General features: G+C 69.4%; 6 protein-coding genes and 3 pseudogenes. 6 read left to right on the forward strand and 3 right to left on the reverse strand.

Annotated elements, in window-relative coordinates:
• The 3 genes from ASJ79_RS33055 to ASJ79_RS07170 form a co-directional block, all read left to right on the forward strand.
• A partial coding sequence (locus ASJ79_RS33055) for a hypothetical protein (RefSeq protein WP_067954032.1) occupies window positions 1-718 on the forward strand: 718 nt, incomplete at its 5' end.
• Entirely contained in the window at window positions 715-1365 is a 651-nt protein-coding gene (locus ASJ79_RS07165; RefSeq protein WP_067954033.1) for a hypothetical protein, read from the forward strand. The genes ASJ79_RS33055 and ASJ79_RS07165, both read left to right, overlap by 4 nt.
• A gap of 20 nt (window positions 1366-1385) precedes the next feature.
• A complete protein-coding gene (locus ASJ79_RS07170; RefSeq protein ID WP_067954034.1) occupies window positions 1386-2057 on the forward strand; it encodes a 2-C-methyl-D-erythritol 4-phosphate cytidylyltransferase in 672 nt (223 codons plus the stop codon).
• On the opposite strand, the gene ASJ79_RS07175 is transcribed toward ASJ79_RS07170, so the two are convergent.
• Complete coding sequence (locus tag ASJ79_RS07175) at window positions 2026-2742, reverse strand: 2-C-methyl-D-erythritol 4-phosphate cytidylyltransferase (protein WP_067954035.1); 717 nt, start codon at window positions 2740-2742, stop codon at window positions 2026-2028. The two genes, ASJ79_RS07170 and ASJ79_RS07175, sit on opposite strands and share 32 nt — an antisense overlap.
• Before the next feature lie 135 nt (window positions 2743-2877).
• On the opposite strand from ASJ79_RS07175, the pseudogene ASJ79_RS07180 reads away from it, so the two are divergent.
• A pseudogene (locus ASJ79_RS07180) lies at window positions 2878-4088 on the forward strand (low temperature requirement protein A).
• Here ASJ79_RS07180 and ASJ79_RS07185 read toward each other — a convergent pair.
• Entirely contained in the window at window positions 4085-5341 is a 1257-nt protein-coding gene (locus ASJ79_RS07185) for a nitrate/nitrite transporter (RefSeq protein WP_067954036.1), read from the reverse strand. The pseudogene ASJ79_RS07180 and the gene ASJ79_RS07185 sit on opposite strands and share 4 nt — an antisense overlap.
• Before the next feature lie 330 nt (window positions 5342-5671).
• On the opposite strand from ASJ79_RS07185, the gene ASJ79_RS07190 reads away from it, so the two are divergent.
• Window positions 5672-6415, forward strand: a complete 744-nt coding sequence (locus ASJ79_RS07190) for a MerR family transcriptional regulator (protein ID WP_067954037.1) — start codon at window positions 5672-5674, stop codon at window positions 6413-6415.
• Window positions 6416-7191: 776 nt separating this feature from the next.
• Window positions 7192-13008 (forward strand): annotated as a pseudogene (locus ASJ79_RS07195) (fatty acid synthase subunit beta domain-containing protein); the annotation flags it as partial.
• A 35-nt stretch (window positions 13009-13043) separates the two neighbouring features.
• Here the strand turns inward: ASJ79_RS07195 and ASJ79_RS34960 are convergent.
• Window positions 13044-13118: pseudogene (locus ASJ79_RS34960) on the reverse strand (hypothetical protein); the annotation flags it as partial.
• Window positions 13119-13120 lie beyond the last annotated feature (2 nt).

Consider the following 13120-nt stretch of genomic DNA (forward strand, 5'->3'; position numbering starts at 1 on the left):
CGCCGCCCGCGCGCGCGCCCGCGCGGCGCGGTTGCGCAGGCAGGCGCTCGCCGCGGACACCGAGACCGAGCACGAACCCGGTGATCTGGACGAGGCCGTCGGGGCCGATCCCGCCGACATCGGCGCCGGAACCGACAGCGATGCGGTGGCCGAGGACGCCGATGCGGTGGCCGAGGATGCCGATGCCGATGCCGATGGTGCCGCGACCGTCTCGCGGCAGCGTCGCATTCCGCGCCCCGGTTGGAAGGCCGTCGTAGCCGGGCTCGTGGTGCTGTGCACGGTGGCCTTGCTGGGTGCCAGCGGATACATGATCTGGACCCACCGTGAGGCCGACAAGCTGCGCCAACAGAACGCGGAGTACGCCGCCGCGGCCCGGCAGAGCGTCGTGACGCTGATGTCGTTGGATTTCAACAACGCCGAGGCCGACGTCCAGCGGATCATCGACAACTCGACCGGTCAGTTCAAGTCCGATTTCGAGATGCAGGCCGCGGACTTCGTCCAGGTCGCCCAGGATTCCAAGGTCGTCACCGAGGTGAACGTCAACTCCACCGCCGTGGAGTCGATGTCCGACGACTCCGCACAGGTGCTCGTCGCGGCGTCGTCACGGGTCACCAACTCTGCCGGCGCCAATCAGGAGCCGCGTACCTGGCGGCTCAGCGTGAGCCTGGAGCGTGAGGGCGGACAGATCAAGATGTCGAAAGTCGAGTTCGTGCCGTGAGCGACGAGAAACCCACCGAAAACGGCGCCGAGGTCGAGATCGTCGAACCCCGCGAGGTCGACGAGGTCGACGAGGGCGACGAGGTCGATCTCGATGAGGTCGAGCACCAGCCCGACGGCGAGGCCGCCGCGGATACGGCCGGCAAGGCCCCGCGTCGCTCGATGCGGGGCCCGGTAACCGCGGCACTGCTGGCCGTCGCGTTGCTCGCCTCGGCGGGTATGGCCGGCTGGTTGTACCTCAACGATTACCGGCCTGATCAGCAGACCGATCCCGCGGCCGCGCAGGTGGCTCTCGATGCCGCCAAGACCGGGACCGTCGCGCTGCTGTCCTATTCGCCGGAGTCTCTCGACCAGGACTTCGCGAACGCCAAGTCGAAGCTGACCGGTGACTTCCTGTCGTACTACACGCAATTCACCGAGCAGATCGTCACACCCGCGGCGAAGGAGAAGTCGGTCAAGACCGCTGCATCGGTGGTCCGGGCCGCGGTGTCGGAGATCGAGCCGGCGGCCGCCGAGGTGCTGGTGTTCATCAACCAGACCACTACCAGCAAGGAGAACCCGGACGGGGCGTTCGCCGCGAGCAGCGTGAGGGTGGGTCTGAAGAAGATCGACGGCAACTGGCTGATCGAGTCGTTCGACCCGGTCTGACCGGTATAGCCTCGGACGCCGTGACCGTGACGGCGATCCTGCCAGTACCCGCACAGTGGGCACGGCACCGCGACGCCGTGTTCACGCCGGTGTCCGGTGTGCCCCCGCTGGTGCTGATCGTCCGTGCGCTGGCACGTGTCGGTGACGTGGTGGTCGCGGTGGCCGGTCCATTGGCCGGGGACGTCCGCGAGATGCTGTGCGAACATCCTGTCGCCGCGGTCCGCGTGGTGGCTGTGGAGCCGCCCGGTACCCGGACGCAGTGCATCGCCGCCGGGTTGGCCGACGTGGCCTCCGGTCCGGTGCTGCTGCACGACCTGGGGTGGCCGCTGATCGCCGACGTGACCGTCGATGCCGTGGTGTCGGCGTTGCGCGGCGGGGCCGCGGCGACACTGCCGATCCGTCCGGTGACGGACAGCGTCAAAGCCGTCGACGCCCGCGGCGCGGTGACCGCGACGCTGGACCGTGCCCAGTTGCGCACCGTGCAATACCCGCGCGGCTTCGACGCGACGGTGCTGGACGGGTTGCTCGGCGACGACGCCGACGATTCATTCGACGAACTGTCGGCGGCGCTGGCGGCGGGGACGACTCTGACCCTCGTCGACGGTGACACCGAGACCACGAGATTCGACCTGCCCGCCGAGGCCGCGTTGCTCGCTGCGCTCATCGAGGGCCGGCAGGACCCCCTGCATTGACCAGAAGGTGTTGGGCCACAGCGACGTCCCGCGCGTAGGTGACCTTCAGGTTGTCGGCGCGGCCGGGGAAGGTCCGGACCTCGACCGCTGTGTAGCGCTCGACAGTCGACGACGTGTCGGTGCCTTCGAAGCCGTCGCGCTCGGCGCTGCGGTAGGCGTGCAACAGATCGCGCGCACGGAACGCCTGCGGGGTCTGCACCCGGACCAGCGGCGGGGCCTGCGCCACCCAGTGCAGGCCGCCGGCATCCGCCCTGACCAGATCCCGGATGGGCAGCGCGGGCAGGGCGCCGCCGAATCGCCGGGCCAGTGCGACCGCCTCGACGAACATGTCGGCTCCGGCGAGAGGCCGCGCGGCGTCGTGTATGGCGACGACGTCCACGGTGCCGGATTCGATGTCGTCGGCCAGGTACCGCATCACGTTGGTCTCCGACGCGTGCCTGGTGTCCCCGCCTTCCACGAATTCGACTGGGAGATCCCCGATTTCGCGCCGAAGCGTGTCACGAGCCAGTGCGAGCTCACCTTGGCGGTACACCAGGACGGTGCGGGCGATGTCGGGTAACCGGCCCAGTGTGTCCAGCGACCACGCCAGCATGCTGCGGCCGGCCAGCGGCAGGTAGGCCTTGTTGCCGTCGGCGCCGACGCGGGTGCCCAGGCCCGCGGCCAACACCACACCGACCGCGTCCATGGCCGAACCTTATCGCGGCGGGATTGCGGACACACCGACCGTGTCCGCGCGGCTACGCTCTGCCCGACGCCTGAGAGGGGGATCGCCGTGAGCGAGCATGCGCAGGGATCGACCGGCCTGCACCGGATCCGCCGGATGACAGGTCGCGACCCGCACGAACCCGGACGGGCCGCCACCCCGCTGGAATTGCTGTTCGACCTGACGTTCGTGATCGCCTTCGGCATCGCGGCCTCGGAGTTCGCTCACCTGCTCGCCGATGGGCACATCGCCGCCGGGCTCGCCGGTTTCTTCTTCGCGATGTTCGCCGTGTGCTGGGCATGGATCAACTTCAGCTGGTTCGCGTCGGCCTATGACACCGACGACTGGGTGTACCGGCTGACGACGATGCTGCAGATGGTGGGCGTCATCACGCTCGGACTCGGGCTGCCCCAGATGTACGCGTCGATCGAACACGGAGGCCACGTCGACAACGCCGTGGTCGTCGCCGGGTACGTGGTGATGCGGGTCGCGATGGTGGCCCAGTGGCTCCGCGCCGCCCGACAGGATCCGCTGCGGCGCAAGGCCTGCCTGACCTACGCGGGGTGGATCACGATCGCCCAGATCGGCTGGGTGGTGGCCATCGTCGTCCACACCTCGGTGCCGGTGACCGCGGTGATCGTGGTGCTCCTGGTCCTGGTCGAGGTGATCGGGCCGGTGGTGGCCGAGGGGCGGCAGGGCGGAACGCCCTGGCACGCCCACCACATCGTCGAACGGTACGGACTGTTCACGATCATTGCGCTCGGGGAAGGTGTGGTCGGCACGGTCGCCTCACTGAGCGCGGTGGTGGGGGAGCAGGGGTGGTCCGTCGAGGCGGTGTTCGTCGCCGTCGCCGGCACCGGACTGACCTTCGGGATGTGGTGGACCTACTTCGTCCTGCCGCAGGCCGACTCCTCCACGTCCGGCGTGAGCGCTCGTTCTCGTTCGGCTACCTGCACATCGTCGTGTTCACCGCGATCGTGGCCACCGGCGCCGGACTCCATGCCGCGGCCTACTACATCGAGCACCACTCCGCGCTGTCCTCGGTCGCCACGGTGCTGGCGGTGGTGGTGCCCGTGGGCGTCTACATCGTGATGGTCTACGTGCTGTATTCGGTGATCACGCGGACCGTGGAGCGGTTCCACGTCCTGCTGATCGTCCTCACGGTGGCGGTGCTCGTACTGGCCGTCGTGCTGGCCGCCAACGGGATCTCGATGGCCAGCTGCCTGTTGGTGGTGACGCTGGCACCGGCGGTCTCCGTGGTCGGCCACGAGCTGGTCGGACACCGGTACGCGGCGGCGGCCGTCGCGAAGCACACCGGTACGCGCTAGGTCTGGATCCCCTCCAGGAGGATGCGGTCGTCCCCTTCACGCAGCAACCGGCGTGCTTTCCGCCGGGTGATCAGGATGCCGACGACGGCGAGCCCCCACACCAGGTACTGCAGCGTCCAGGCGGTGCGGAACGAGTCGAACGAGATGCCGCCCGCGGCCTGCATGACCAGACCCATCGACTGCATCAGCAGCAGCGACGCGATGAACCCGCCCATGTTGACCATGCCCTGCGCTGTGCCCAGGGTTGCGCCGGAGTTGAAGGTCCTGGCGAAATCGAACCCGACCATCGACCCCGGCCCACCCACCGAGATCACCACGACCAGCACGACCAGCAGCCACAACGGCGCCGGGCCGGGCAGCATGAGCAAAACCGACCAGGCGAGAGCATTGCCGGCGATGATGATCAGCACCATGCGCGAACGGCGGTGCGGGAACCGGCCGGTGAGGACCCCGATCAGCACACCGCACCCGATCGCGGTGACCACCGACAAGCTCAGCAACCCGCCGGCGAGGCCGGTCGACAACCCTTGGGCCTCGGTGAGATAGGGCAGTCCCCACATGAGGGCGAACACCGTGATCGAGAACTGCGTGCCCATATGGGTGAAGAAGCCCAGTCGAGTGCCGGGGCGCAGCCACACCGTCTTGACGCTGTGCAGCGTCTCGCGCACCGACATCGTCTCCGACGTCGCCGCCGAACCGTCCGGGGTGTTCCTGACGATGGCCAGCGTGAGCACGATCGACAGCACGCCCACCGCCGCCGCCGACACGTAGGCGACCGACCAACCGGAAGCGGACAGCAGCGCCAGGAACGGCACCGCCGACAACACCTGTCCGAGCTGTCCGCAGATTCCGGTCAGCTGGGTCACGACGGGGATCTGGCGCGGACGGAACCAGAGGGGGACGAGCCGCAGGACCGAGATGAACGTCACCGCGTCGCCCAGGCCCACGACAGCGCGTGCCGCGATGGCCGCGGGCAGGGACTCGGTGAAGGCGAGGACCAGTTGGCCCGACGCCATCAGCGCCGCCCCGGACACGATCAGCACCCGGGAGCCGTAGCGATCGAGCAGCAGGCCCGCGGGGACCTGCGCGCCCGCGTACACCACCACCTGGAGCACGACGAAGGTCGACAGCAGGCTCGGACCTGCGTCGAACCGGTCGGCGGCGGCCAGGCCCGAGACCCCGAGCGTGGTGCGGTCCAGGACGGCGACGATGTATGCGAGCAGTCCGGTGGCCCACACGATCCAGGGACGCACGCCTGCACCTTCCAAAATTTGTCTTAATGTCCTGATCCCACCGGGCGGACATGGTCATCCTCCCGTACCCCGGTGCGTGGCCGCCAATCGGTTTCCGCCCTGTCGCGGTTTGCGCTGGCGTCAGAGTTGGCTGAATCTGCAGTTGTCTGTGCGTAAATTTTCCCAAGTGCAGTATTTTCGCTGATAGCTGGATCGCCGCCGACGCGGTCTGTGTCATACAGTCGGCGGTCTCTACTTCGCTCGTACTGCCGATGCTCGGGTTAAAGTGGTGTGATGCACCAACGTGGCCGTCGATCTGTCCACCCACATCGGATGTGGGGGCGGTGACGCGTGGCTGAGTACCGGCTGGAAGACCTGGCGCGGGAATCCGGCATCAGCGCCCGGAACATCAGGGCCTACCGCGAACGAGGGCTGTTGGACCCGCCGCGGCGGGTCGGGCGTTCGGCGCTGTACGACGACTATCACCTGTCCCAGCTCAACACCATCAGCCAGCTGCTGCGGAAGGGCTACAACTCCGCGCACATCGCCGAGTTCTTCGCCAGCATGCGGCAGGGCACCGATCTGGCCGACATCCTCGGGCTGCAACAGGCGGTGCTGGGCGAGCCGGATCCCGAACCGCAGCAGCGTGCTGCGGGCACCGTCGCGATCGATGCCGACAGTGACGAGGCCCGCAAGCTGGCGGCCTACGGGCTGGCCGAGGTGCAGGGCGGCAAGGTGGTGATGACCGACGGTGCGGCGGCCGACATCCTGGCCCGCGCGCCGGACCCCCTCCTGTATGTGCGGGCCCTGCTGAGGTTCATGGAAGCCGCCGAGGATTCGGTGGACGATCTCGCCGAGGCCTTCGTCACCAGCCTCGAAGAGCTCTATCGGGCCCGGGTCGGTGCCGACTACCTGCCCCGCCCGGAGGAGATGGACGAGATCCGGCGGGTGGTTCAGGACTATCGGGCGCTGGGGGAGAAAGTGATGGTCACCCGGTTCGACCAGGCCACCCGCCGCCACATGGTGACCTCGGCGTCCGGATACACCGCCGGAATCCTGCTCGGCGGTGAATGGGAGCCTCGGCGCGGCGCATGACCGCGTCACGACCGTTGCCGGAGCGACCAGCGGCATAGCCGTGAAACCGATGTTCGTGTCCGCGCCTGGGGCCCGTGGCTACGCCGGCTCCGAGACGCGGGTGGGCGTTGCCGGACGGTCCGGGCCCCGTGCTTCTGGCGACACCACCGGGGCACCCGGGGTCAAGCCCTCCGGTCAGCGGGCCGATCCGCCCCATGCTTACCGATCAGTAAGGTGATCCAGCAAACGCCTATCCGCCGAGCGAAACCGGGGCCTCACGTTTGCGACGATCTTGTCCCCCCGGCCCGCACACGGGCGACGCGAAGGGCGAACCGAAATTTTCAGATAACGATTGTGTAACAATACTGCCTTGAACTGCGCTTCTACCCTACTCAACCGTAACCACCCGCATGCAGGACGTTTGTCACGGATAACTTGAGGGCGGCTCTCAGCCCGTGTTATGCAGCGCACCGTTACCGATGCGTAGAACTCGCCAGTAACCATTTGGGGCGGGAAACTGGGGCAGTCTCTTATGACACTCTTAGTACGGCTGAAGTGTCCGCCTGCGGCTCCTCATCGCGGCTGAGCGCAGCGCACGACAAGCCGGATTCGACGCCGAATCGCAGTGGCCGCCCAGGCAGCGGACCACCCCACCACGAGCCACAGCCCCAGACGACCGTGACCACGCGATCGCAGCGCGATTGAAGGACCTGAGGAGAACACCAGACGTGACGATCAACGACCAGCACCGTGCGGCCACCGGCACCGACGGCCAGACGGGCCAGGACCTCGAACCGCTGTCGGGATCGCACGCACTCGTCGATCGGTTGCACTCGGGCGAGCCGTACGCGGTCGCGTTCGGCGGCCAGGGCGGTCCCTGGCTGGAGAATCTCGAAGAACTCGTCAACTCGGCCGGTATCGAGTCCGAGATCAGCCAGCTGGTCGCCGAAGCCGAGCTGATGCTCGAGCCGCTGGCGCGCGAACTGGTCGTGGTGCGGCCCATCGGTTTCGAGCCGATGAAGTGGATCCGTGCGCTGGCCGCCGACGAGCCGCTTCCCGCCGCCAAGGACCTCACCACCGCGGCGATCTCGGGCCCCGGCATCCTGCTCACCCAGATGGCGGCCCAGCGCGCGCTCAAACGGCAGGGCCTGGACCTCGACGCGCATCCGCCGGTGGCCATCGCCGGGCACTCGCAGGGCGTGACCGCCGTGGAGTCGCTCAAGGCCGGCGGCGCCCGCGACGTCGAACTGCTCGCCATCGGCCAGCTGATCGGGGCGGCCGGTTCCCTGGTGTCCCGGCGTTGCGGCATGGTCGGCCGCGGCGACCGATCACCGATGGTCTCGGTCCTCAACGTCGACCCGGCCCGTATCGCCGAGCTTCTCGACGAGTTCGCCCAGGATGTGCGCACGGTGCTGCCGCCGGCACTGTCCATCCGCAACGGCAGGCGCTCGGTGGTCATCACCGGCACCCCCGAGCAGCTCGCCCGGTTCGAGCTCTACTGCGAGAAGATCACCGAGAAGGAAGAGGCCGAGCGGAAGAACAAGGTCCGCGGCGGCGCGATCTTCCGCCCGATCTTCAATCAGCTCAACGTCGAGGTCGGGTTCCACACCCCGCGCCTGGCGAGCGGCGTCGACCTCGTCAACGAGTGGGCCTCGCGCACCGGTCTGGATCGCGAACTGACCCGCGAGCTCACCGAGACCATCTTCGTCAAGCCTGTCGACTGGGTCAGTGAGGTCGAGGGCCTGGCCGCGGCCGGCGCCAAGTGGATCGTCGACCTGGGGCCCAGCGACACCGTGACGCGGCTGACCGCGCCGGTGATCCGCGGGCTCGGCATCGGCATCGTCCCGGCCGCGACGCGCGCCGGTCAGCGCAGCCTGTTCACCGTCGGCGCCACCCCCGCGGTCGCCCCCGCCTGGTCGAGCTACGCGCCGAAGCCGGTCGCGCTGCCGGACGGCTCGGTCAAGGCGTCGACCAAGTTCACCCGGCTCACCGGACGCTCGCCGATCCTGCTCGCCGGCATGACACCGACGACCGTGGACGCCAAGATCGTCGCGGCGGCGGCCAACGCCGGCCACTGGGCCGAACTGGCCGGCGGCGGCCAGGTCACCGAGGAGATCTTCGACGCGCGCATCGCCGAGCTCACCCAGCTGCTGGAGCCGGGCCGGGCGGTCCAGTTCAACTCGCTGTTCCTGGACCCGTACCTGTGGAAGCTGCAGGTCGGCGGCAAGCGCCTGGTGCAGAAGGCGCGCCAGTCCGGCGCGCCGATCGACGGCCTGGTCGTCACCGCGGGCATCCCGGACCTCGACGAGGCCGTCGACCTGATCGAAGAGCTCCACACCGTGGGCATCAGCAACGTCGTCTTCAAACCCGGCACCGTGGACCAGATCAAGTCGGTGATCAAGATCGCGGCCGAGGTGCCCGACCGGGACGTCATCGTCCACATCGAGGGTGGCCGCGCGGGCGGCCACCACTCCTGGGAGGACCTCGACGACCTGCTGCTGAGCACCTACGGTGACCTGCGCAAGTACGCGAACATCACGATCTGCGTCGGTGGCGGCATCGGGACCCCGGAGCGGGCCGCCGAGTACCTGTCCGGTGTATGGGCCACCCCCTACGGCTTCCCGGAGATGCCGGTGGACGGCATCCTGGTCGGCACCGCCGCGATGGCCACGCTGGAGGCCACCACCTCGCCGGCGGTCAAGCAGATGCTGGTGGACACCACGGGCACCGACACCTGGGTCGGGGCGGGCCGCGCCATCAACGGCATGGCCAGCGGCCGCAGCCAGCTCGGTGCCGACATCCACGAGATCGACAACACCGCGTCGCGCTGCGGCCGGCTGCTCGACGAGGTGGCCGGCGACGCCGACGCGGTCGCCGAGCGCCGCGACGAACTGATCGCGGCCATGGCCGACACCGCCAAGCCGTACTTCGGCGACGTCGGCGACATGACCTACCTGCAGTGGCTGCAGCGTTACGTCGAGCTGGCGATCGGGGACGGCGACAGCACCGCCGACACCGCCGGCCCGGGCAGCCCGTGGCTGGCCGACACCTGGCGCGACCGCTTCGAGGAGATGCTCAAGCGTGCCGAGGCCCGCCTCCACGAGAAGGACTCCGGCGCCATCGAGTCGCTGTTCACCGCGGACTCCGATGGCCAGGCGCTGCTGGACAATCCGGACACCGCGATCGCCGCGCTGCTGGCCCGCTACCCGGACGCCGGGACGGTGAAGCTGCATCCGGCCGACGTGCCGTTCTTCGTGACGCTGTGCAAGAAGCCCGGCAAGCCGGTGAACTTCGTGCCGGTCATCGACAAGGACGTGCGGCGCTGGTGGCGCAGCGACTCGCTGTGGCAGGCCCACGACGCCCGCTACACCGCCGACCAGGTCTGCATCATCCCCGGCACCCAGGCCGTCGCGGGCATCACCCGCGTCGACGAGCCCGTCGGTGAGCTGCTCGACCGGTTCGAGCAGGAGATCGTCGACCGCGTCCTCGCCTCGGGCGCCGAGCCGGTCCCGGTGGTGTCGCGTCGCCAGGCCCGCGCCGACGTCAGCGGTCCGTTGGCCGTCGTGCTCGACTCGCCCGACGTGCTGTGGGCCGGGCGGACCGCCATCAATCCGGTGCATCGCATCGGCGCTCCGGGCGAGTGGCAGGTCAACGACGTGCCCGGCAAGCCCAGCGCCACCCATCCGAACACCGGAGCGCGGCTGGAGTTGGCCGGCGATGGAAGTGTCACGCTGAGCGTGCCGCTGTCGGACATCTGGATCGACATCCGCTTCACGCTGCCGCCGACCACCGTCGACGGCGGCGCCCCGATCGTCACCGTCGAGGACGCCTCGACCGCGATGCGTGCCGTGCTGGCTATCGCGGCCGGCGTGGACGGACCGGAATCGCTTCCGGCAGTGGAGAACAACACCGCGGACGCGAGGAGCACTCACGGCACCGCAACCGTGACGGTCGAATGGGACCCGGAGAAGGTCGCCGACCACACCGGCGTCACCGCCACCTTCGGCGCCCCGCTGGCCCCGGGTCTGACGCTGGTGCCCGACGCGCTGGTCGGCCTGTGCTGGCCCGCGGTGTTCGCCGCGATCGGTTCGGCGGTCACCGACGACGGCTTCCCGGTCGTCGAGGGGTTGCTGAACCTCGTGCACCTCGACCACGCCGCCCATCTGCTCGCGGCGATGCCCGCGACGAAGTCCGAACTCACCGTCACCGCAACCGCTTCGGCCGCCACCGACACCGAGGTCGGCCGGGTCGTCCCGGTGGACGTGACGATCGCGGACGCCGAGGGCACCGTGCTGGCCACCCTGGGTGAGCGCTTCGCGATCCGCGGCCGGACCGGAGCGATCGAGCTCACCGACCCGCCGCGCGCCGGTGGCGCCATCACCGACAACGCGACCGACACCCCGCGCCGCAGGCGGCGCGACGTGGTGGTCAACGCGCCCGTCGACATGAGCGCGTTCGCGGTGGTCTCGGGGGACCACAACCCGATTCACACCGACCGCGCCGCCGCGCTGCTCGCCGGCCTGAAGACCAACATCGTGCACGGCATGTGGCTGTCGGCCGCGGCGCAGCACGCGGTCACCGCGACCGACGGCCGCGCCACCCCGCCGGCCCGGCTGGTGGGCTGGACCTCCCGCTTCCTCGGGATGGTGCTGCCCGGCGACGAGGTCGAGTTCCGGGTCGACCGGGTCGGCATCGACCGCGGCGCCGAGATCATCGAGGTTTCCGCCAAGGTTGGCGGGGAACTGGTGATGTCGGCCAGCGCGCAGCTGGCCGCCCCGAAGACCGTCTACGCGTTCCCGGGGCAGGGCATCCAGTCCAAGGGCATGGGCATGGACGTGCGCGCGCGGTCCAAGGCCGCCCGCGCCGTCTGGGACACCGCGGACAAGTTCACCCGCGAGACGCTGGGCTTCTCGGTGCTGCACGTGGTGCGGGACAACCCGACCAGCCTGATCGCGTCGGGCGTGCACTACCACCACCCCGAGGGCGTGCTGTACCTCACGCAGTTCACCCAGGTCGCGATGGCCACGGTGGCCGCCGCGCAGGTCGCCGAGATGCGCGAGCAGGGCGCGTTCGTCGAAGGGGCGATCGCGTGCGGTCACTCCGTGGGCGAGTACACCGCGTTGGCGTGCGTGTCGGGGGTGTACGAGCTGCCCGCGCTGCTGGAGGTGGTGTTCCACCGCGGCTCGAAGATGCACGACATCGTGCCGCGCGACGCGCAGGGGCGGTCCAATTACCGGCTCGCGGCCATCCGGCCGTCGCAGATCGACCTGGACGACGCGGACGTCAAGGACTTCGTCGCCGAGATCTCCGAGCGCACAGGTGAGTTCCTCGAGATCGTGAACTTCAACCTGCGTGGGTCGCAGTACGCGATCGCCGGCACCGTCGCCGGGCTGGAGGCACTGGAGGCCGAGGTCGAGAAGCGACGCGAACTGTCCGGCGGCAAGCGGTCGTTCATCCTGGTGCCCGGCATCGACGTGCCGTTCCATTCGAGCGTGCTGCGGGTCGGTGTCGCCGACTTCCGCCGGGCGCTGGAGCGGGTGATGCCCGAGGCCAAGGATCCCGACCTGCTGATCGGGCGCTACATCCCGAACCTGGTGCCGCGGCCGTTCACCCTGGACCGCGACTTCGTCCAGGAGATCCGCGATCTGGTGCCCGCCGAGCCGCTCGACGAGATCCTCGCCGACTACGACACCTGGCGTAACGAGCGGCCGAACGAGTTGTGCCGCAAGCTCGTCATCGAGCTGCTGGCCTGGCAGTTCGCCAGCCCGGTGCGCTGGATCGAGACCCAGGACCTGCTGTTCATCGAGGAGGCCGCCGGTGGTCTCGGCGTGGAACGGTTCGTCGAGATCGGCGTCAAGAACGCCCCGACCGTCGCCGGCCTGGCGGCCAACACGCTGAAGCTGCCGGAGTACTCGCACAACACCACCGAGGTGCTCAACGCCGAGCGCGACGCCGCGGTGCTGTTTGCGACCGACACCGACCCCGAGCCGGACGTCGACGAGGCGCCCGAAGAGGTGGCTCCCGCGGCGGCCGCTCCGGTGGAAACGGCACCCGCCGCGGCCCCGGCACCGGCGGCGGCTCCCTCGGGTGGCCCACGTCCGGACGACATCACGTTCGACGCCGCCGACGCGACGATGGCGCTGATCGCGCTGTCGGCCAAGATCCGCATCGACCAGATCGAGCCGCTGGACTCGATCGAGTCGATCACCGACGGTGCGTCCTCCCGGCGCAACCAGATGCTCGTCGACCTCGGGTCGGAGCTGAACCTGGGTGCCATCGACGGTGCCGCCGAGGCGGACCTGGCCGGGCTGAAGGGACAGGTCACCAAGCTGGCCCGCACCTACAAGCCGTTCGGGCCGGTGCTGTCCGACGCGATCAACGATCAGCTGCGCACGGTGTTCGGGCCGTCGGGCAAGCGGCCGGCCTACATCGGCGAGCGGGTCAAGAAGACCTGGGAGCTCGGCGACGGCTGGGCCAAGCACGTCATGGTCGAGGTCGCCCTCGGCACCCGTGAGGGTTCCAGTGTCCGCGGGGGAGCACTGGGCGGTCTGCACGACGGCGCGCTGGCCGACGCCACGGCCGTCGACAAGGTTATCGACGCCGCGATGGCCGCGGGCAGCCCGTACCCCATCGCGCCGTTGGTGGGGCCCAGCTGCGTCGGGTGCTGGGCGTGCCGGTGGAACCGGTGCAGCCACGCGGTGTAATTGCCTGCACCGTTGGTGATCA

Source organism: Mycobacterium sp. NAZ190054 (genome assembly GCF_001545925.1).
GTDB lineage: Bacteria > Actinomycetota > Actinomycetes > Mycobacteriales > Mycobacteriaceae > Mycobacterium.